Origin of the sequence: Streptomyces pyxinicus, assembly GCF_024753135.1 — a bacterium.
In the GTDB taxonomy this organism is placed as follows: Bacteria; Actinomycetota; Actinomycetes; order Streptomycetales; family Streptomycetaceae; genus Streptomyces; species Streptomyces pyxinicus.
Genome location: NZ_JANUGP010000005.1, coordinates 245,287 through 265,671 on the forward strand (window position 1 = coordinate 245,287; position 20,385 = coordinate 265,671).

The following is a 20,385-nucleotide window of genomic DNA, read 5'->3' on the forward strand; positions in this document are numbered from 1 at the left end:
CGGGCTTCCCATGGCATAGGCCACCGGCATACGGGGCGCCGGAGCGCCCCGCGACCGGTGTCTCAGCGTCCGTTGAAGGCGTCCTTCAGCCGCGAGAACAGCCCCTGCTGACCGGGCTGGAACTGGCCCGTGGGCCGCTCCTCGCCGCGCAGCTTGGACAGCTCCCGCAGCAGGCGCTCCTGCTCCGGGTCGAGCTTGGTCGGGGTGGTGACCTCGACGTGCACGATCAGGTCGCCCCGGCCGCCGCCGCGCAGATGCGTGACGCCCCGGCCGTGCAGCGGGATCGACTGGCCGGACTGGGTACCGGGCCGGATGTCGACCTCCTCCATGCCGTCCAGCGTCTCCAGCGGCACCTTGGTGCCGAGCGCCGCCGCCGTCATCGGGATGGTGACCGTGCAGTGCAGGTCGTCGCCGCGCCGCTGGAAGGTGGAGTGCGGCAGCTCGTGGATCTCGACGTACAGGTCGCCGGCCGGACCGCCGCCGGGGCCGACCTCGCCCTCGCCGGCGAGCTGGATCCGGGTGCCGTTGTCGACACCGGCCGGGATCTTCACGGTGAGCGTGCGGCGCGAGCGGACCCGGCCGTCCCCGGCGCACTCCGGGCACGGGGTGGGCACGACAGTGCCGAAGCCCTGGCACTGGGGGCAGGGCCGGGAGGTCATGACCTGGCCGAGGAAGGACCGGGTGACCTGCGAGACCTCACCGCGGCCGCGGCACATGTCGCACGTCTGGGCGGAGGTGCCCGGGGCCGCGCCCTCGCCGTCGCAGGTGTTGCAGACGATCGCGGTGTCGACCTGGATGTCCTTGGTCGTCCCGAAGGCCGCCTCGTCCAGCTCCACGTCGATCCGGATCATCGCGTCCTGGCCGCGCCGGGTGCGCGAGCGGGGCCCGCGCTGCGACGCCGTACCGAAGAACGCGTCCATGATGTCGGAGAAGTTGCCGAAGCCGCCGGCGCCGAAGCCGCCCGCGCCACCGCCGCCCGACTGGGAGAGCGGGTCGCCGCCGAGGTCGTAGACCTGCTTCTTCTGCGGGTCCGACAGCACCTCGTAGGCGGCGTTGATCTCCTTGAACCGCTCCTGGGTCTTCGGATCGGGGTTGACGTCCGGGTGCAGCTCGCGCGCGAGCCGACGGAACGCCTTCTTGATCTCATCCTGCGACGCGTCGCGGCGCACGCCGAGAACGGCGTAGTAGTCCGTGGCCACTTACGACTCCGCCAGGATCTGTCCGACGTACCGTGCCACTGCGCGTACCGCTCCCATCGTTCCCGGATAGTCCATGCGGGTCGGTCCGACCACGCCGAGCTTGGCAACCGCCTCGCCGCCCGAACCGTAACCGACCGACACCACTGAGGTGGAGTTGAGCCCCTCGTGGGCGTTCTCGTGCCCGATACGCACCATCACGCCCGGATCCTTGGCCTCGCCGAGGAGTTTGAGCAGCACCACGTGCTCCTCCAGAGCCTCCAGGACGGGCCGGATCGTGAGGGGGAAGTCATGCCCGAAGCGGGTGAGATTGGCGGTGCCGCCGATCATCAGCCGCTCCTCGTTCTCCTCGACCAGTGTCTCCAGCAGGGTGGAGAGCACCGTGGAGACCGTACCGCGGTCCTCCGGGTCGAAGGCGTCCGGCAGGTCCTCGACCAGCTTCGGCACATCGGCGAACCGGCGGGCCGCGACCCGGCTGTTCAGCCGCGCCCGCAGGTCCGCGAGCGCGCTCTCACCGAACGGCGCCGGGCAGTCGACCATCCGCTGCTCGACCCGGCCGGTGTCCGTGATCAGCACGAGCATCAGGCGCGCCGGGGCGAGCGAGAGCAGTTCCACGTGCCGCACGGTGGACCGGGTCAGCGAGGGGTACTGCACGACGGCGACCTGCCGGGTGAGCTGCGCGAGCAGCCGCACCGTGCGGGCCACCACGTCGTCGAGGTCGACCGAGCCCTCCAGGAAGTTCTGGATGGCGCGGCGCTCGGGCGCGGTCATCGGCTTGACGCCGGCGAGCTTGTCCACGAACAGCCGGTAGCCCTTGTCGGTGGGGACGCGGCCGGCACTGGTGTGCGGCTGCGCGATGTACCCCTCGTCCTCCAGGGCCGCCATGTCGTTGCGGATGGTCGCCGGGGAGACGCCGAGGCCGTGCCGCTCGGTCAGCGCCTTGGAGCCGACCGGCTCCTCGGTGCCCACGTAGTCCTGGACGATGGCGCGCAGCACCTGCAGCCTGCGTTCACTCAGCATCCGCGCGCACCTCCAGCACGTCGTCCCTCGTCCCCGCTCTTCCCGCGGGTCCCGTCTGGCACTCCCTCCGCGCGAGTGCCAGCGATCCCCGGCCCAGTGTACGGCCGTCGGGTACGGCCGGGGCAAGGTCGGTCCGGTCACGTACCGGCTCGTAGCGCCGGGGCCTATAGCGTCCCGGTATGACGGTGACTTGGGAAGAGCTGGGGTGGGAGCGGCTGGCCGCCGGGGTGGGGCGGTGCCGGCTGCCCGGCTGGGACTGCACGGTGGGCCTCGTCCTCGGCCAGGGTACGGCGCTGATGGTGGACGCCGGGTCGAGTCCGGCCGAGGGCGCCCGGCTGCGGGGCGCGGCCGAGCGGCTGGCCGGCGGCCGTGTGACCCATCTCGCGCTGACCCACCCGCACTTCGACCACGTCCTCGGGGCGCCGGCCCTCGCCGGGGCGGAGACGTACGCGGCGGTCGGGGTGGACGCCCTGTTCCGGCACCGGGCGGACGAGCTGCGCGCGGACGCGGTCCGGTACGGCCTGCCCGCCGCCGACGCCGAGGAGGCGGTGGACGCGCTCGTGCCGCCCCGCCACCCGGTGTCCGGCGAGTGGACGCTGGACCTCGGCGGCCGTCAGGCGCTGCTGGCGAACGTGGGTCCCGGGCACACCGCGCACGACCTGGCGGTGTTGGTACCGGGCAGCCCGGAGGTGGTGTTCTGCGGGGACCTGGTGGAGGAGTCGGACGCCCCGCAGGCGGGCCCGGACGCGGTGCCGTCCCGCTGGCCGGCCGCGCTCGACCGGCTGCTGGCGCTGGGCGGCGCGGACGCGCTGTACGTGCCGGGTCACGGAGCGGTGGTGGACGCGGCCTTCGTCCGACGGCAGCGCGACGAGCTGGCGGCGCGTTTCGGCGTGTCCTGAGCACGGCAGCACGGCTTCTCCTATCGTCATCCGAATGCGCCAGTACTCCACCGACCTCACCCCGCCCTGGAAGAAGCCGAAGCCCGTGCCGGAGGTCCCGGCCGAGGCCGGCCTGGTGGTGGAGGAGCCCGGCAGCGGGTTCTGCGGGGCGGTGATCCGCTGCGAGGCGGGCACGGTGACGCTGGAGGACCGCTTCGGCAAGCACCGGGTGTTCCCGCTGGAGCCGCGCGGCTTCCTGCTGGAGGGCAGGGTGGTGACCCTGGTCCGGCCGCCGGCCGCGGCCCCGGCACGGCCCACCCGCACGGCGTCCGGCTCGGTGGCCGTGCCCGGCGCCCGCGCCCGGGTGGCCCGCGCCGGCCGCATCTACGTCGAGGGCCGGCACGACGCCGAGCTGGTGGAGAAGGTCTGGGGCGACGACCTGCGCGTCGAGGGCGTGGTCGTGGAGTACCTGGGGGGCGTGGACGACCTGCCGGGCATCGTCGCCGAGTTCGGCCCCGGTCCCGACGCCCGCCTCGGCGTGCTGGTGGACCACCTGCTGCCGGGCACGAAGGAGTGGCACATCGCCCGGTCGGTCACCAGCGAGCACGCGCTGGTCGTCGGCCACCCGTACATCGACATCTGGGAGGCGGTGAAGCCGGCCGCGGTGGGCATCGAGGCATGGCCCCGGGTGCCGCGCGGCCAGGACTGGAAGACGGGCGTGTGCCGGGCGCTGGGCTGGCCGGAGAACACGGGCGCGGTGTGGCAGGCCGTCCTCAAGCGCGTGACCTCGTACCGGGACCTGGAGCCCGAGCTGCTGGGCCGCGTCGAGGAACTCATCGACTTCGTGACGGCGCCGGAGGACTGACCCCGGGGTTCAGTCCACCAGGTCCCGTACCACCGCGTCCGCGAGCAGCCGTCCACGCAGGGTGAGGACGGCCCGGCCCGCGTCGTAGGAGCCGGCGGCGAGCAGGCCGTCCGCCAGGAAGCGCCGGGAGGCCGCCCGGCCCCCGGGCCTCAGCAGGGACAGCGGGACGCCCTCGCGCAGGCGCAGCTCCAGCAGGATCCGCTCGACGCGCCGGTCCTCCTCGGAGAGCAGCTCGCGGCCGGCGCCCGGTGAGCGCCCGGAGGCGAGGGCCGCCGCGTAGGCGCCGGGGTGCTTGACGTTCCACCAGCGCACCCCGCCGACGTGGGAGTGGGCGCCCGGACCCGCGCCCCACCAGTCGGCGCCGCGCCAGTACAGCTCGTTGTGCAGGCACCGCCCGGCCTCGGAGGTGGCCCAGTTGGACACCTCGTACCAGTCGAAGCCCGCCGCCGACAGGGTCTCCTCGGCGATCAGGTAGCGGTCGGCGTGCACGTCGTCGTCGGTCATGGGGACCTCGCCCCGGCGGACGCGGCGGGCGAGCTGGGTGCCCTCCTCGACGATGAGCGCGTAGGCGCTGACGTGGTCGGGGCCCGCCGCGATCGCCGCGTCCAGGGAGGCCCGCCAGTCGTCGTCGCTCTCCCCCGGCGTGCCGTAGATCAGGTCGAGGTTGACGTGGTCGAAGCCGGCCGCGCGGGCCTCCGCCACGCACGCCTCGGGGCGCCCGGGGGTGTGGGTGCGGTCGAGGACCTTCAGCACGTGTCGCCGGGCGCTCTGCATGCCGAAGGAGATCCGGTTGAAGCCGCCCTCGCGCAGGGTGGCGAGGTAGGCCGGGTCCACGGACTCCGGGTTCGCCTCGGTGGTGATCTCCGCGTCCGCCGCGAGCCCGAACTCGTCCCGGATGGCCGCCAGCATCCGCACCAGGTCGCCCGCGGCCAGCAGGGTCGGCGTGCCGCCGCCGACGAACACCGTGCGGACCTCGCGCGGGTCGTCGCCGAGCACCTTGCGGGCGAGGCGGACCTCGTCGGTGAGGGTGTCCGCGTAGTTGTCGCGGGAGGCGAGCACACCGCCGGTGCCGCGCAGCTCGGTGGCGGTGTAGGTGTTGAAGTCGCAGTAGCCGCAGCGGGTCGCGCAGTACGGCACGTGCAGGTAGAAGCCGAGGGGTCGCTCGGCCGCCCCGGCGAGCGCGCGCGCGGGCAGCGCGCCGTCGGCGGGGACGGGCTCGCCGTCGGGGAGTGCGGAAGGCATGCCCTCCATTGTCCAGCACCGGCGCGGTCACTCCGCCTGGAGCACCAGCAGCGCCAGGTCGTCCTCGGGCGGGCCGCCGCCGAAGTCGTGCACCAGGCGGCGGATCCTTTCGGCTATCCCCTCGGCGCTCAGGCCCGCGCAGCCGGACAGGGCCCGAGCGAGCCCGTCGCCGTCGTCGAACTGGCGGGAGCCGGAGCGGCGCTCGGTCACCCCGTCGGTGACGCACAGCAGGCTGTCGCCGGGCCGCAGGTCGAGGGTCTCGCTGGTGTACGTCTCGTCCTCCACCACGCCGAGCAGGGTCTGCGGCCGGGCGGCGGTGCGCACGGTGCCGTCGGGGCCGAGCACCAGCGGCAGCGGGTGTCCGGCGGAGGCGAGGGTGCAGCGCAGGCCGCCGTCGTGCGGGACCAGTTCGCCGTAGAGCAGGGACAGGAAGCGGGTCTGGGGGCCGTCGCCGGGCGGTACGGCACGGCCGCCGGCGGCGACCAGGGCGCGGGCGGCGGCGTCGGCGGCCTCGGTGGCGTCGTCCAGCAGGAGCTGGTTGAGGCGGTCCAGGACGTCGGCGACCCGGTAGCCCTCGCGGGCGAGCAGCCGCAGCCAGGGGCGGGCCAGGCCGATCACGACCGCCGCCTCGGGACCCTTGCCCTGCACGTCGCCGACGGCGAAGCACCAGCGGCCGTCACCGGCCGGGAAGAGGTCGTAGAAGTCGCCGCTGGGGCCGCCGCCCTCGCAGGGCTCGTAGACGAGCGCGCTGCTCACCCCGGGGATCTCGGCGACGGCGCCGGGCAGCAGGCCGCGCTGGAGGACGGCGCTGATGGTGGCCTGGCGGGCGTACTGCCGGGCCGCGCCGATGGCGAGCGCGACCCGGCGGCCGAGGTCCTCCACCAGGCCGGTCACCTCGTCCGGGAAGCCGAGCAGCCCGCCGCGGCCGATGACCAGGGTGCCGAGCGGCCGCCCGCCCGCGATCAGCCGGTATGCCAGCGCCGTGCCGTGGACGCCCTGCGGGCCCAGCGCGGCACCCGGCCAGGGGTACGGCTCCGGGCCCGACCGGGGTCCGTCCCGGTGCGCCGGCGGTGCCTTCTCCAGGGCGCAGCGCAGTTCCTCGATGTGCGGCTCGCTGACGTGCCAGACCCGGGCCGGACCGCTGCCGGGGCCGCCGGCGCGGGCGGTGGCCTCGTCCTCCAGCCAGAGCGCGCACCAGTCGGCGAGCCGGGGCACGATGAGCTGGCCGGTGAGGGCGGCGACCAGGTTCTCGTCCAGCTGTCCGGCGAGCAGGTCGGATGCCTCGGCGAGGAAGGACAGCGCGCCCCGGCCGAGCCAGTCCCGGTCGCCGTCCGCGCGGTACGGCTGCGGGGCGAGGTCCTCGGCGACCTCCAGGGCGGGCTCGGGACCGGGTCCGTCGAGGTCCTGGCCGCCCTCGGGAGGCAGCCGCGCCCACACCGTCTTCGCGGCGCGGCGGTAGGTGACGCCCCAGGACTCGGCGAGCGTGGCGACGAGCCGCAGCCCGCGCCCGTACTCGGCCGTGTCGTACGGCGTCTCGCCGCCGACGGCGTCGCGCGGGGCGCGGGAGGGGTGCAGGTCGCTCACCTCCACGACGAACGCGCCGGTCCCCTCCAGCCGCCACTCCACCTCGACCTCGGTGCCGGCGTGCACGACGGCGTTGGTGACCAGTTCGCTGACCACCGCCATGGCGTCGTCCGCGAGCCGGGGCGCGGTCCCGGGCACCTCGGCGAGCGCGGCGCGCACCAGCGAGCGCGCCGTCCCGGGCGCGAGCGGGCTGCCGGGCAGCGTGGCCCGCCCGCTCGCCTCGCGGTACGGGGCCGCGCTGTCCCGCTGCGTCGGTATGGCCGCCATGTCCATGCGGCCAGGGTGACAGACCGGGGGCGGACATCAGCACGGAGTCACCGAAACGGCCAGTCATGGCCGAGAACCGTGCTACGGGAGGGACAGAAGACGGAACGTTTCGGGCGGGGACGGTCCGGGGCCGGTCCCCGGCCTACTTCTCCCGGGCTCCGGCGTACATGTCCTCGATGAGGTGCTTGTACTCCCGCTCGACCACCGGCCGCTTCAGCTTCAGGCTCGGCGTGATCTCGCCGTGCTCGACGTCGAGGTCGCGCGGCAGCAGCCGGAACTTCTTGATCGTCTGCCAGCGCTGGAGCCCGGCGTTCAGCTCCCGCACGTACCCGTCGACCATCTCGACCGTCTGCGGCGCGGCGACGATCTCCGCGTACGGCCTGCCCTCCAGGCCGTTGTCCTTGGCCCACTCCTGGAGGGCGAGTTCGTCGAGGGCGATGAGGGCGGTGCAGTAGTTCCGGTCGGCGCCGTGCACCAGGATGTTGGAGACGTAGGGGCACACCGCCTTGAACTGGCCCTCGACCTCGGCGGGCGCGACGTACTTGCCGCCGGAGGTCTTGATCAGGTCCTTCTTGCGGTCGGTGATGCGCAGGTAGCCGTCGGGGGACAGCTCGCCGATGTCGCCGGTGTGGAACCAGCCGTCGGACTCCAGCACCTCGGCGGTCTTCTCCGGCAGCTTGTGGTAGCCCTGCATGATGCCGGGACCGCGCAGCAGGATCTCGCCGTCGTCCGCGACGCGCACCTCGGTGCCGGGCAGCGGCTTGCCGACGGTGCCGGTGCGGTAGGCCTCGCCCGGGTTGACGAAGGAGGCGGCGGAGGACTCGGTGAGGCCGTAGCCCTCCAGGACGTGGATGCCGGCGCCGGCGAAGAAGTAGCCGATCTCGGGGGCGAGCGCGGAGGCGCCGGAGACACAGGCGCGCAGCCGGCCGCCGAAGGCCTCGCGGAGCTTGCCGTAGACGAGGGTGTCGGCGACCTTGTGCCGGGCGGCCAGGCCCATGGGGGCGGAGGCGGTGCCGGTGCGGCGGAAGTTGTCCTGGGTGACCTTCGCGTACTCGCGGGCGACCTCGGCGGCCCACTGGAAGATCTTGTACTTGGCCGCGCCGCCCTCGCGGGCCTTGGCCGCCACGCCGTTGTAGACCTTCTCGAAGATCCGGGGCACGGCCGCCATGTACGTCGGCCGCACGACCGGCAGGTTCTCGATGATCTTGTCGACGCGGCCGTCCACGGCGGTGACGTGCCCGATCTCGATCTGCCCGGAGGTCAGCACCTTGCCGAAGACGTGGGCGAGCGGCAGCCACAGGTACTGCACGTCCTCGGCGCCGAGCATCCCGGTCGCGGAGATCGCCTTCGCCATGTACGACCAGTTGTCGTGCGGCAGGCGCACCCCCTTGGGGCGGCCGGTGGTGCCGGAGGTGTAGATGAGGGTGGCGAGCTGCTCCTTGGTGATCGCGCCGACCCGCTCCTTGATGAGCTGCGGGTGCTGCTCCAGGTAGGCGGCGCCGCGCCGCTCCAGCTCGGCGAGGGAGACGACGAAGTCGTCCTCGGTGACGCCCGCCGGGTCGATGACCACGACCTTCATCAGGTCGGGCAGCTCGGCGCGCTTCTCGACCGCCTTGGCGACCTGCGCGGCGTCCTCGGCGATCAGCACCCGGCTCTCGGAGTCCGAGAGGATGTACGTCGACTCGTCGGCGTTGGTCTGCGGATAGACGGTGGTGGTGGCGCCGCCCGCGCACATGATGCCGAGGTCGGCGAGGATCCACTCGACGCGGGTGGAGGAGGCGAGCGCGACACGCTGCTCGGCCTCGACGCCCAGTTCGATGAGGCCGGCCGCGATCGCGAAGACCCGGTCGGCGGCCTGTGCCCAGCTGAGCGACTTCCAGTCGTCGGGGCCCTGACCGGAGGCCGGTGGCACCGGGTAGCGGTAGGCCTCGGCGTCCGGTGTCGCCGCCACGCGCTCCAGGAAGAGGGCCGCGACGGACGGCGGACGGTTCTCGATCAGGGTCTGTGTGTCGGTCACGACATCCTCCGGGGCCCGCGACGGTGCGGCTGACTCGGTGCGGCTGGATTCACTCACGGTGGGGACTCGGGCTGTTGTTTAACTCGCGAGTAACTAGCGAGCAGGCATCAGGGTAAGCCGCGACCGCCCGCTGCGTAAGGGGCCTCGGCCTGTCACTTTCCACGCAGAGCGACGCTACGCGCGCGTAGGGGCCCGCCGCACTTTCGTGCGACGGGCCCCTTGGCACCCGTTATGCGAGCGCACCCCTCCGTTACCGGGGGTCACACCTTCGGTGCCGGCGGTTACTTCTTGCCCTTGGCCGGCCCCGCGCTGTCGTCGCTGGACAGCACCGCGATGAAGGCCTCCTGCGGAACCTCCACCGAACCCACCATCTTCATCCGCTTCTTGCCTTCCTTCTGCTTCTCCAGCAGCTTGCGCTTACGGGAGATGTCGCCGCCGTAGCACTTGGCGAGGACGTCCTTGCGGATGGCGCGGATGGTCTCGCGGGCGATCACCCGCGAGCCGATGGCGGCCTGGACCGGCACCTCGAAGCTCTGCCGCGGGATCAGCTCCTTGAGCTTGGCCACCAGCCGTACGCCGTACGCGTACGCCTGGTCCCGGTGGGTGATCGCCGAGAAGGCGTCCACCTTGTCGCCGTGCAGCAGGATGTCGACCTTGACCAGGGAGCTGGTCTGCTCGCCGGTGGGCTCGTAGTCCAGCGAGGCGTAGCCGCGGGTCTTGGACTTCAGCTGGTCGAAGAAGTCGAAGACGATCTCCGCGAGCGGCAGCGTGTAGCGGATCTCGACGCGGTCCTCGGAGAGGTAGTCCATGCCGAGCAGGGTGCCGCGCCGGGTCTGGCACAGCTCCATGATCGCGCCGATGAACTCGGTCGGCGCGAGGATCGTGGCCCGCACCACCGGCTCGTAGACCTCGCCGATCTTGCCCTCGGGGAACTCGCTCGGGTTGGTGACCGTGATCTCGCTGCCGTCCTCCATGACCACGCGGTAGACCACGTTCGGGGCGGTGGCGATCAGGTCGAGGCCGAACTCGCGCTCCAGGCGCTCCCGGATCACGTCCAGGTGCAGCAGGCCGAGGAAGCCGACGCGGAAGCCGAAGCCGAGGGCGGCGGAGGTCTCCGGCTCGTAGACCAGGGCGGCGTCGTTGAGCTGGAGCTTGTCCAGGGCCTCGCGCAGCTCGGGGTAGTCCGAGCCGTCCAGCGGATACAGGCCGGAGAAGACCATCGGCTTGGGGTCCTTGTACCCGCCGAGCGCCTCCGTGGCCCCCTTGTGCTGGCTGGTGACGGTGTCACCGACCTTGGACTGGCGCACGTCCTTCACACCGGTGATGAGATAGCCCACCTCGCCGACGCCCAGGCCGTCGGCCGGCAGCATCTCGGGCGAGCTGACGCCGATCTCCAACAGCTCGTGGGTGGCGCCGGTCGACATCATCCTGATGCGCTCGCGCTTGTTGAGCTGGCCGTCGATGACACGGACGTACGTCACCACACCGCGGTAGGAGTCGTAGACCGAGTCGAAGATCATCGCGCGGGCGGGCGCGTCGGCGACACCGACCGGGGCCGGGATCTCCTTGACGACCTTGTCCAGCAGCGCGTCGACGCCGAGACCCGTCTTCGCGGAGACCTTGAGCACGTCCTCGGGGTCGCAGCCGACCAGGTTCGCCAGCTCCTCGGCGAACTTCTCCGGCTGCGCGGCCGGCAGGTCGATCTTGTTCAGCACCGGGATGATCGTGAGGTCGTTCTCCATCGCCAGGTACAGGTTGGCGAGGGTCTGCGCCTCGATGCCCTGGGCGGCGTCGACGAGGAGGACGGTGCCCTCGCAGGCGGCCAGCGACCGCGAGACCTCGTAGGTGAAGTCGACGTGCCCCGGGGTGTCGATCATGTTGAGGATGTGCGTCGTGCCCTGGTCGGGCCCCTGGGTCGGGGCCCAGGGCAGACGCACCGCCTGGGACTTGATCGTGATGCCGCGCTCGCGCTCGATGTCCATCCGGTCGAGGTACTGAGCGCGCATCTGCCGCTGCTCGACCACACCGGTCAGCTGGAGCATCCGGTCGGCGAGCGTGGACTTGCCGTGGTCGATGTGCGCGATGATGCAGAAATTGCGGATCAGCGCCGGGGCGGTACGGCTCGGCTCGGGCACGTGGTGAGGGGTCGCGGGCACGCAGGGTCCTGTCTCTTGAGGCGCCTTATGCCTCGGGTCGGATCTATACGTAGTCTCCATGGTCCCACGGGCGCGGACCGGGGACCGTTTTGGGCCGCTCGCAGGGCCACTGGTACTGTAGATGGCTGTGCCTCATGCCCTCTCAGCGCGAGGCGCGTCAGAAAATTCTCGGATCACCGGCTCGGGACCTCCACGGCCCCGTGCCTGAACCTGAAAAGGCTCCTTCGTGGCGAACATCAAGTCCCAGATCAAGCGGAACAAGACCAACGAGAAGGCCCGGCTGCGCAACAAGGCCGTCAAGTCCTCTCTGAAGACCGCGATCCGCAAGGCCCGCGAGGCCGCTGCCGCGGGTGACACCGAGAAGGCCAACGAGCTGCAGCGCGCTGCCGCGCGTGCGCTCGACAAGGCCGTCTCGAAGGGCGTCATCCACAAGAACCAGGCCGCCAACAAGAAGTCGGCGCTTGCTTCCAAGGCCACGGCCCTCTAAGCCTGAACTCCTTTCTGATCTGACCGCCGGAAGGACCCAGAGCGGGCCCTCTCTCATCCGCTCCCGACCGGCACCCCAGAGCCTGTTCGCGGCCTGCGTTCGCCACGCGGGAACGGGCTCGACAGCTTTGACCCGAAGGCCCCGGCGCCTCTCCCTTCCCCAGGGCGAGCGACGGGGCCTTCGGCATGCCCTGCCCCCGTCCGACGGCTCCTGGCAGCCCCGGGCCGCCGCCGGTGCCGCGCGGTGGGGTCAGGTCCTGCTCCCGTCAGCCCCGGCCTCTGGAGCGGGCGGCGCGGGCGATCGTCACCACCGCCTTCTCCAGCGCGTACTCGGGATCGTCCCCACCTCCCTTCACTCCGGCGTCCGCTTCCGCGACCGCTCGCATGGCCAGGGCCACCCCGTCCGGGGTCCAGCCCCGCATCTGCTGCCGTACCCGGTCGATCTTCCAGGGCGGCATGCCCAGTTCCCGGGCCAGGTCGGCCGGCCGGCCCCCGCGCGCCGAGGACAGCTTTCCGATCGCCCGCACGCCCTGGGCGAGCGCGCTGGTGATCAGCACCGGCGCCACGCCCGTCGCCAGCGACCATCTGAGCGCCTCCAGTGCCTCCGCGGTGCGCCCCTCCACGGCTCGGTCGGCGACCGTGAAGCTGGAGGCCTCGGCCCGGCCCGTGTAGTACCGCCCGACGACCGCCTCGTCGATCGTCCCCTCCACGTCGGCGACCAACTGGGAGACCGCCGCGGCCAGCTCGCGCAGATCGCTGCCGATGGCGTCGCACAGCGTCTGGCAGGCCTCGGGTGTCGCCGACCGCCCGGAGGAACGGAACTCCCCCCGAACGAAGGCCAGCCGGTCCGCCGGCTTCGTCATCTTCGGGCAGGCCACCTCCCGCGCGCCCGCCTTGCGCGCGGCGTCGAGCAGCCCCTTGCCCTTGGCGCCGCCGGCGTGCAGCAGCACCAGGGTGATCTCCTCGGCGGGCGAACCGAGATAGGCCTTCACGTCCTTGACCGTGTCGGCGGACAGGTCCTGCGCGTTGCGTACGACCACGACTTTGCGCTCGGCGAAGAGCGAGGGACTGGTCAGCTCGGCGAGTGTGCCGGGCTGCAACTGGTCCGGGGTGAGGTCGCGTACGTCCGTGTCGGCGTCGGCGGCCCTGGCGGCGGCCACCACCTCCCGCACGGCACGGTCGAGCAGGAGGTCCTCCTGGCCCACGGCGAGTGTCACCGGGGCGAGAGGGTCGTCATTCGCATTCTTCCTGGCCATCGCTTACAGCATCCCACGCGCCACCGACAGCGAAGCCGCCGTCACCCCTGACGCGTCCCCGATCACACCCGGAGCCCATCTCGGGGACGGGACCCGGAGGCCGTGTCCGGGGTGGGTACGAGGTCCTGTCCGGGGGGTGGGTACGAGGTCCCGTCCGGGAGGTGGGTACGAGGTCCTGTCCGGGAGGTGGGTACGAGGTCCCGTCGGGGGGCGGGCACGAGACCCCGTCCGGGAGGCGGGCACCAGGCCCCGTCCGGTGGGGGCGGGCACGAGATCCCGTCCGGTGGGGCGGGCACGAGACCCCGTCCAGGAGGCGGGCACCAGACCCCATCCGGGAGGCGGGCACCAGACTCCGTCCAAGGGGCGGGCACGAGACCCCGTCCGGGAGGCGAGCACGAGACCCCGTCCGGGGGCGGGTACGAGGCCCCGTCCGGGAGGCGGGCACCAGACCCCGTCTGGTGGGGCGGGCACCAGACCCCGTCTGGTGGGGCGGGCACCGGGCCCCGTCTCCGGGTTACGGTTCCTCGCGCCAGCCGTCCCACTCCCCCGCGAACGCGTCCAGTTCCGCCGGGTCCAGCCGGTGCCGCTCGTCGCGCAGGACCAGCAGCCACTGCGCGTCCTCGGCGTCGTCCTCGCCGGCCAGGGCGTCCCGGACGAGCTGGGGCTCCTCGTCGGTCCCGAAACGCTCCCCGAGGGCCAGCGCCGCCTCCTCGGCGGCATCGCGGTCGGGCAGCACCAGCACGTGTCTCACATCGCTCACGCGCTCATTCTCCGGTACGGCCGCTGCCCTACCGCCGCGCCCTACCGCCGCCCCCTGCGTCCGGGCCGGGCCGGCTCAGGACTTGGGGACGATCTGCACGTCGAGATCGACCCGGACACTCGAACCGACCACCGCGATGCCCCGCGCCAGCATGGACTGCCAGCTCACCGTGAAGTCGTCCCGGTGGAGTTCGGTGGTGGCCCGGCAGGCGGCCCGCGTCTCGCCCTCCAGCCCGCTGCCGAGCCCCAGGTACTCGGTGTCGAGCGTGACGGTCCGGGTCACGCCGTGCAGCGACAGCCCGCCGGTGACCGCCCACCGGTTGCCGCCCTTGGACACGAACCGGTCGCCGTAGAACTCCAGCACCGGGAAGCGCCCGACGTCCAGGAAGTCAGCCGAGCGCAGGTGGTCGTCCCGCATCCGGACCCCGGTGTCGATGGACGCCGCGTCGATCACGACATGCATCTGCGACCGCTCCACCTGCTCGGCGATCCGCACCACACCGGCGAAGGAGTCGAACCGCCCGTGGATGCGGGCCAGACCGATGTGCCGCGCGCTGAAGGCGATCGAGGAGTGCGCGGGCTCGACCTCCCAGTCTCCCGGCGCCGGCGGCTCGGGCGGCTGCGCGACCTGGAGCGTCACGTCACCGAGCGAGGCCAGGGAGTTCGCGCCGACCAGCGCCGTGGCCCGGTAGGGCGCGTAGCCCTCGGCCGACACCGCGAGGCGGTACTCCCCGGCCGGCACCATCGCCATGAACAACCCGTACGGATCCGTACCGCCGGCCACCACCTTGCGTCCCATGCCGTCGCTGACCGCGAGATCAGCGCCCCGGACCGGCTCGTTGACCGGATCGACCACCCGGCAGCTCAGCACCCCGGCGTCCACGGGCGTCCGGACCCCCGCCAGCGGGCTCATCCGCTGCCCCCATCCCGCCCGGTGACCCATCCAGCGGCCGAACATCCACGACACCCCTGTACGCCTCGACATCATCCGTTGCCGAAGATCCATTCGATCACCGATGCGGCTTTCGGGGCAACATGGGACGACATCGAGGGAAACCGGCGGCGGATGCGCCGCAAGAGATCCGTATGAGGCGCCGCCGTCAAGCGCTGCCGTTCCGAAGCCGCGCGACCGGCCCCCGGGCTCGGCACCCACCCTCACCCCCTCGACACGCTCAGCTCCCCGCCAGGCCCTCCGCTCCCGCCGACCGTGAGCGATCCGTCCCGGTCCGTGCGCAGCACCGTCGCGCCGCCGGCCCGCAGCGCCGCCACCGTGGACGGCGCCGGATGACCGTAGGGGTTCTCGGCGCCCGCCGAGACCAGAGCCACCCGGGGAGCCACCAGCCGTATCAACTGCGGGTCCTGGTAGGCCGAGCCGTGGTGGGCCACCTTCAGGACGTCCACACGAGCCAGCTCGCCCGCCGCCGGTGACCGCAACAACGCCTGCTGGGCCGGGGGTTCGAGGTCGCCCAGCAGCAGGATCCGCAGGCCGCCCGTGCGGACGAGCAGGGCGATGCTGGCGTCGTTCGGTCCGTCCGGCCGCGCGAGGGCGCCCGGCCAGGTGGAAGGCGCCGGTGCGCCGGTGGGTGGCCGCCCGTCGGGTGGGGGCCACAGGACGCGCCAGGTCAGCGGCCCGATCCGTCGCTCCTCTCCCGCGGCGGCCCGGGTGACCGGGATGTGCCGTTCGGCTGCCGCCCTCTTGACGGACGCGGCCTGTTCGGCGGGCTCCGGCAAGGTCGTCGTCTCGATCTCGGCCACCGACCGGCCCCGCAACACACCGGTCAAACCCGTCACGTGGTCGGCGTGGAAGTGGGTGAGGACGAGGAGGGGGACGCGGGTGACGCCGAGTTGTCCCAGGCAGTGGTCGACCGGCGCCGGGTCGGGTCCGGCGTCCACGACCACCGCGGTTGCCTCCCCGGCCGCCAGCACGGTCGCGTCGCCCTGCCCGACGTCACACATCGCGAACCGCCATCCCGGCGGCGGCCACCCCGTCAGCACCCGGGTCAGGGGTGCCGGCCGCACGACCGCCAGCACGAGCAGCAGACCCAGCAGGCCGCACCACCACGGGTGTCTCAGCAGCCTCCGGCCAGCCAGGACGACGGCCCCTGTGACCACCGCGAGCAGCAGCGCGCCAGCCCAGCTCCCCGGCCAGTCCACGCCGGCGCCGGGCAGCGCGGCCCCGGTACGCGCGACTCCGGCGATCCAGCCGGCCGGCCAACTCGCGCACCAGGCGAGCGTCTTGGCCACCGGCATCGCCACCGGTGCCGTCGCGAGCGCCGCGAACCCCAGGACCGTGGCCGGCGCCACCGCGAACTCCGCCAGCAGGTTGCACGGCACCGCCACCAGGCTCACCCGGGCCGACAGCACCGCCACGACCGGCGCGCACACGGCCTGTGCCGCCGCGGCCGCCGCCAGCGCCTCGGCCAGGCGCGCGGGCATCCGGCGCCTTCGCAGCGCCTCGCTCCAGCCCGGAGCCAGCAGGAGCAGCGCGCCGGTGGCCAGCACGGAGAGCAGGAAGCCGTAGCTCCGGGCCAGCCACGGGTCGTACAGCACCAGCAGGAGGACGGCCGTGGCCAGGGCCGGAAGCAGGGATCTGCGGCGGCCGGTGGCCAGGGCGAGCAGGGCGACCGCACCGCAGGCGGCGGCCCGCAGCACACTCGGGTCGGGCCGGCACACGACCACGAATCCCAGGGTCAGCGCCCCGGCGGTCAGGGCGGTCGCCCGCAGCGGGAGCCCGAGGCGCGGGGCGAGGCCCCGGCGCTCGGCCAGCTGTGCCAGGCCGGGCGGTCCGACGAGCAGGGCGAGCAGGACGGTGAGGTTGCTGCCGGACACCGCGAGCGTGTGCGCCAGGTCCGTCTCCTTGAAGGCGTCGTCCAGCTCCGGCGTGATCCGCGAGGTGTCCCCGACGACCAGCCCGGGCAGCAGTGCCCGCGCGTCCCCTCGCAGACCGTCGGTCGCCTCCCGCAGCCCGGCCCGCAGCCGCCCCGCGAGCCGCTGCGGCCCGCTCGGACCGGCCACGATCGCCGGCACCGGCCGAGCCCGCACCCGCAGGACGGCGGCGGTGCGGTCACCGTCGGTCAGCGCGGGCGCGAGCCGCCCGGCGACCGACAGCCGTGTGGAGGGCAGCAGGCCGAGCCAGCCGGCGCGGCCGGCGGTGGTCCTGCGTTCCGGCGGTGTCGTCGTGGTTCCGCCCGGCGCGGCCCTGTCGGCCGGCTCCGGAGGGCCGCTCGGCACGGTGTTCCCCCGCGGCGCCGGCACCTTCGCGTCGACGACCATCAGCACGGGTGTCCGGGTCCGCACGCTCCGCCCGTCCCGCTCCGCCACCCGCCGTACCTCCGCGCGGACCAGTACCGCCACCGGTGCCGCGTGATCGCCGCGCACCCGTGGTCTGCTCAGCCAGGGGTCGCCGCTCACCTCGACCTCGGCCGTCACGGTCGTCGTGCGCCGTGCCAGCTCCGGCACCGGCCCGCGCCGTACGTCCGCGCCGTGCAGCCCTGCCGAGGTGGCGGCCGCCGCGGCGCAGAGCAGTACGGCGGCGCCCGTGGTGCGGGCCCAGGGGTACCGGCCGGCCCGTGCGGCGGGTGGTCCGGGACGCTCCTTCCGCCGAGTCCACAGCAGCACCACTCCGCCGACCAGGCAGAGGACCGCGATGCCCACCGTCCAGCTCGCCGGTGTGCCCAGCGTCAGGGCCGCCGTGCCCCAGGCCGCGAGGGCGGGTGGCACCAGGCGCAGGTCGAGGAGGGCCGCTGTCCGGTCTGCTTGCGCCGGATCGTCACGCTCCCTCGACGCGGGGGCGGTCCCAGTCCGCACAGGCACCCGGCTCATGGCCGCACCAGGTCACGGAGATCGGTGAAGCGGCGGTCGCCGATGCCGTTCACCTCGCGGAGTTCGTCGACCGTGCGGAAACCGCCGTGCCGGGTGCGGTAGTCGACGATGTGCTGGGCCAGAACCGGGCCCACTCCCGGCAGGGTGTCGAGCTGGTCCACGGTGGCCGTGCTAAGGGAGACGGGGGCCGCCGGGCCCGCCCCCGCGGCCCCCGTGGACGCGCCGCCCGCCGGGGCCGCGGCTGACGCGGGTGCCCCGATCACGAGCTGCTCGCCGTCGATCAGGAAGCGGGCCCGGTTGAGTCCCTCCACGCGCACGCCGGGACGCACGCCGCCCGCCGCGCGCAGGGCGTCGGCCACCCGGGAGCCCATCGGCAACCGCAGGATTCCCGGGGTGCGGACCTTGCCGCCGACGTCCACGACGATCTCGGCGCCCGGCGTCGTCGCCGAGGCCCCGGGCGCCGGTCCGCTCTTCGCCTCCTCGCGCTGCGGGGCGTAGGACGCCTGGGCGCGGACCACTTGGGGTGCGCTCACCGACTGGGTGCGGCCGGTCCAGAAGTGCTGCACCGCGAACACGGCGGCGGCCACGAGCACCACGGCGAGCGCCACGACACCTCGCCGCTCCACCCCGCACCGCGCCTGCAACCACACCGGCAGCCGATCCCGCAGGGCCGGTCCGATCCGTGCCCGCCAGTCCGGCGCGGTGGGCAGGTGCGGCTCCGAGGGAACTGTGGGCTGCAACGGGGCTGCGGGGGTGGCCGTTTCGGGGCCGGGAGCCGTCCGCAGGCGCCGTGGAGCCACTGCCACCGACCCCGCCGGGCTGAGTCCCGGTGCCGAGCCCAGCGCCGAGACCGTCACCGGGCCCGGCCTCGCTTCCGACGCCACGCTCGACGCCCGATCCCCCTCCGGCGGCCCGTTCCCCGACTCCCTTCGCCGGACGGCGCGTTCGCCGAAGAGCAGCTCCGCCCGGCGGCGCAACTCCTCCGTCGGCGCGGGCGGACGACGCCGGGCTCGACGGTGGTCGCGGGCGCGCCCGTCGGAAGCGGGGCCCCGGCCAGGGCCGCTGGTCACGGTGGCTGTACGGGAACGTGATCGAAGTGCCATGCGACGAGGATGGGACATCCCGCCGAACCGCGATGATCTTGGTCAATTCCCGGGGACGGCCCCCACATTGTGGACAACTCCGCCACCCCGACGAGTGAACCGACGAGTGAACCTCACCGCGGCGAGACCACCGCCCCCAGCAACCCCGGCCCCGTATGCGCCCCGATCACCGCCCCGATCTCGCTGACATGCAGCTCGGCAAGGCCCGGCACCCGGGCCCGCAGCCGGTCGGCGAGGGCCTCGGCGCGGTCCGGTGCGGCGAGGTGGTGGACGGCGATGTCGACCTCCGCGCTGCCCGCCCGCTCGGCGGCGATCTCCTCCAGCCGGGCGATGGCCTTGGAGGCCGTACGGACCTTCTCCAGCGGCTCGATGCGGCCGGCGTCGAGCTGGAGCAGCGGCTTGACGGCGAGGGCCGAGCCCAAGAGGGCCTGCGCGGCCCCGATGCGGCCACCGCGGCGGAGGTAGTCGAGGGTGTCGACGTAGAAGTAGGCGGAGGTGCCGGCCGCCCGCTTCTCGGCGGCGGTGACGGCCTCGTCCACCGTGCCGCCGGACTCCGCGGCCTCGGCGGCGGCGAGCGCGCAGAAGCCGAGGGCCATCGCGACCATCCCGGTGTCCACCACCCGCACGGGTACCGGTGCCTCGCGGGCCGCGAGGACCGCCGCGTCGTAGGTCCCGGACAGTTCGGCGGACAGGTGCAGGGAGACGATGCCGCTCGCGCCGGACTCGGCGACCCTGCGATAGGTCTCGGCGAAGACCTGGGGGCTGGGGCGGGAGGTGGTGACGGAGCGGCGCTTCTGCAAAGCCTGGGCCAGGGAGCGCGTGGAGATCTCGGTGCCCTCTTCGAGCGCCTGGTCGCCGAGGACCACGGTCAGGGGCACCGCCGTGATGCCGTGACGCTCCATCGCCCGGGGCGGCAGGTAGGCCGTTGAATCGGTGACGATCGCGACATGGCGGGACATGAGCTGGAGGTTACCTGCCGTAGTGCGCACACGGCAGCCCGGCCCCGGCGGCGCGGCTGCCATGGCTCCTGGTCGGACAGGTGTGCGGGGTCAAGTGGTGCTCTCGGGGCGGGGTTTCTTCTGCCAGGGATAGGTGGGGGAGGGTGCGGGTGAGGTGATCGCCTGCGGTGCGGGGCGGTCGCCCGCGGGGGTGTCCGGTGCCTGCCGCGGGGGCGCCGGGGTGCTCGCGGGCGGGGCCCAGTGGCGCAGGGCGTCCGCCTCGATGTCGATCTGGGCGCTGAGCGAGCCGAGGTCGTCGTCGGCGAAGCGGCGCGCCCGGTCGCGCACGGCCCAGCGCAACGAGTCCGCCGAGCCGGTGATGCGCTCCGTCCGCTCGCGCAGCCCCGGCATGCGGGCCGCGAGTGTCGCCCGGTCCGGCTCGGTCTCCAGGCGCTTGAGGTCGGCGTCCAGCTCGTGGGCGTGGGCGCTGAGCCGCTCGAACAGGCCGAGGGACTCCTTGAGGGACTCGTCCTCGGCCGCGCCTGCCCGCAGCGCGTCCTGGGTGGCGCGCATCGAGGTGCGCAGGGCCAGTCTGAGCTGGGCGATCTCGCCGGCGGGGCCGAGCTGCGCGAAGGACTTGGCGCGCAGGGTGTGGTCCTCGACCGTACGGCGGGCCTGGGCGATGGTCCGGTCCACGCCGCGCTTGGCGGCGCCGACCGCCTTGACCGCGGCGTAGCTGCCCAGGCCGACGAAGAGCAGGAAGAGCAGGGCGAACACGGCGATCACTGTTTCCACG

The 20,385-nt window shown here is 73.5% G+C and carries 16 protein-coding genes; 3 read left to right on the forward strand and 13 right to left on the reverse strand.

Going from position 1 to position 20,385, the window contains the following annotated elements; all coding sequences use genetic code 11:
- Positions 1–62: 62 nt before the first annotated feature.
- On the reverse strand, positions 63–1,199 hold the full coding sequence (gene dnaJ / locus NX794_RS09580; protein WP_258777861.1) for a molecular chaperone DnaJ: 1,137 nt from the start codon (positions 1,197–1,199) through the stop codon (positions 63–65).
- Positions 1,200–2,216, reverse strand: a complete 1,017-nt coding sequence (hrcA, locus tag NX794_RS09585; RefSeq protein WP_258777862.1) for a heat-inducible transcriptional repressor HrcA — start codon at positions 2,214–2,216, stop codon at positions 1,200–1,202. It lies immediately after the preceding gene.
- Between the two features lie 179 nt (positions 2,217–2,395).
- Between hrcA and NX794_RS09590 the strand changes: the two genes are divergently transcribed.
- Positions 2,396–3,115, forward strand: a complete 720-nt coding sequence (locus tag NX794_RS09590) for an MBL fold metallo-hydrolase (protein ID WP_258777863.1) — start codon at positions 2,396–2,398, stop codon at positions 3,113–3,115.
- Positions 3,116–3,149: 34 nt separating this feature from the next.
- The gene (locus NX794_RS09595; RefSeq protein ID WP_258777865.1) at positions 3,150–3,959 is read left to right on the forward strand and encodes a DUF3097 domain-containing protein; all 810 of its coding nucleotides are present in this window, start codon (positions 3,150–3,152) and stop codon (positions 3,957–3,959) included.
- Between the two features lie 9 nt (positions 3,960–3,968).
- Here NX794_RS09595 and hemW read toward each other — a convergent pair whose 3' ends face one another.
- The 4 genes from hemW to lepA form a co-directional block, all read right to left on the reverse strand.
- Complete coding sequence (gene hemW, locus NX794_RS09600) at positions 3,969–5,201, reverse strand: radical SAM family heme chaperone HemW (RefSeq protein ID WP_258777866.1); 1,233 nt, start codon at positions 5,199–5,201, stop codon at positions 3,969–3,971.
- Between the two features lie 27 nt (positions 5,202–5,228).
- Positions 5,229–7,052 carry a SpoIIE family protein phosphatase gene (locus tag NX794_RS09605; RefSeq protein WP_258777937.1) on the reverse strand — a complete coding sequence of 608 codons (1,824 nt, stop codon included), beginning with the start codon at positions 7,050–7,052 and terminating at the stop codon, positions 5,229–5,231.
- Between the two features lie 142 nt (positions 7,053–7,194).
- Complete coding sequence (locus NX794_RS09610) at positions 7,195–9,069, reverse strand: AMP-dependent synthetase/ligase (protein ID WP_258777867.1); 1,875 nt, start codon at positions 9,067–9,069, stop codon at positions 7,195–7,197.
- Between the two features lie 281 nt (positions 9,070–9,350).
- Entirely contained in the window at positions 9,351–11,225 is a 1,875-nt protein-coding gene (lepA, locus tag NX794_RS09615) for a translation elongation factor 4 (protein WP_258777868.1), read from the reverse strand.
- 226 nt (positions 11,226–11,451) lie between these two features.
- On the opposite strand from lepA, the gene rpsT reads away from it, so the two are divergent.
- Entirely contained in the window at positions 11,452–11,712 is a 261-nt protein-coding gene (gene rpsT / locus NX794_RS09620; RefSeq protein WP_258777869.1) for a 30S ribosomal protein S20, read from the forward strand.
- A gap of 265 nt (positions 11,713–11,977) precedes the next feature.
- Here the strand turns inward: rpsT and holA are convergent, their stop codons facing one another.
- The 7 genes from holA to NX794_RS09655 all read right to left on the reverse strand — a co-directional run bounded on the left by holA (position 11,978) and on the right by NX794_RS09655 (position 20,384).
- Positions 11,978–12,967 carry a DNA polymerase III subunit delta gene (holA, locus tag NX794_RS09625; protein WP_258777870.1) on the reverse strand — a complete coding sequence of 330 codons (990 nt, stop codon included), beginning with the start codon at positions 12,965–12,967 and terminating at the stop codon, positions 11,978–11,980.
- A gap of 514 nt (positions 12,968–13,481) precedes the next feature.
- Positions 13,482–13,727 (reverse strand): hypothetical protein, encoded by a 246-nt coding sequence (locus NX794_RS09630; RefSeq protein ID WP_258777871.1) that lies wholly within the window; start codon positions 13,725–13,727, stop codon positions 13,482–13,484.
- Positions 13,728–13,802: 75 nt separating this feature from the next.
- Positions 13,803–14,684, reverse strand: coding sequence for a YceI family protein (locus tag NX794_RS09635; RefSeq protein ID WP_258777872.1), 882 nt, complete (start codon positions 14,682–14,684; stop codon positions 13,803–13,805).
- 197 nt (positions 14,685–14,881) lie between these two features.
- Positions 14,882–17,548 (reverse strand): ComEC/Rec2 family competence protein, encoded by a 2,667-nt coding sequence (locus NX794_RS09640; protein ID WP_428985878.1) that lies wholly within the window; start codon positions 17,546–17,548, stop codon positions 14,882–14,884.
- On the reverse strand, positions 17,545–18,288 hold the full coding sequence (locus tag NX794_RS09645) for a ComEA family DNA-binding protein (RefSeq protein ID WP_428985879.1): 744 nt from the start codon (positions 18,286–18,288) through the stop codon (positions 17,545–17,547). The genes NX794_RS09640 and NX794_RS09645 overlap by 4 nt, the downstream gene beginning before the upstream one ends.
- 476 nt (positions 18,289–18,764) lie before the next feature.
- Entirely contained in the window at positions 18,765–19,610 is an 846-nt protein-coding gene (locus tag NX794_RS09650) for a DegV family protein (protein WP_258777874.1), read from the reverse strand.
- A gap of 90 nt (positions 19,611–19,700) precedes the next feature.
- Entirely contained in the window at positions 19,701–20,384 is a 684-nt protein-coding gene (locus NX794_RS09655) for a hypothetical protein (RefSeq protein ID WP_258777875.1), read from the reverse strand.
- Position 20,385: the final 1 nt, after the last annotated feature.

Excerpts from the sequence above, each read along its gene's own strand:
- hrcA (WP_258777862.1), bottom strand. The coding sequence starts at position 2,216 with ATGCTGAGTGAACGCAGGCTGCAGGTGCTGCGCGCCATCGTCCAGGAC.
- NX794_RS09590 (WP_258777863.1), top strand. The coding sequence starts at position 2,396 with ATGACGGTGACTTGGGAAGAGCTGGGGTGGGAGCGGCTGGCCGCCGGG.
- NX794_RS09595 (WP_258777865.1), top strand. The coding sequence starts at position 3,150 with ATGCGCCAGTACTCCACCGACCTCACCCCGCCCTGGAAGAAGCCGAAG.
- hemW (WP_258777866.1), bottom strand. The coding sequence starts at position 5,201 with ATGCCTTCCGCACTCCCCGACGGCGAGCCCGTCCCCGCCGACGGCGCG.
- NX794_RS09605 (WP_258777937.1), bottom strand. The coding sequence starts at position 7,052 with ATGGCGGCCATACCGACGCAGCGGGACAGCGCGGCCCCGTACCGCGAG.
- holA (WP_258777870.1), bottom strand. The coding sequence starts at position 12,967 with ATGGCCAGGAAGAATGCGAATGACGACCCTCTCGCCCCGGTGACACTC.
- NX794_RS09635 (WP_258777872.1), bottom strand. The coding sequence starts at position 14,684 with ATGTTCGGCCGCTGGATGGGTCACCGGGCGGGATGGGGGCAGCGGATG.
- NX794_RS09640 (WP_428985878.1), bottom strand. The coding sequence starts at position 17,548 with ATGAGCCGGGTGCCTGTGCGGACTGGGACCGCCCCCGCGTCGAGGGAG.
- NX794_RS09650 (WP_258777874.1), bottom strand. The coding sequence starts at position 19,610 with ATGTCCCGCCATGTCGCGATCGTCACCGATTCAACGGCCTACCTGCCG.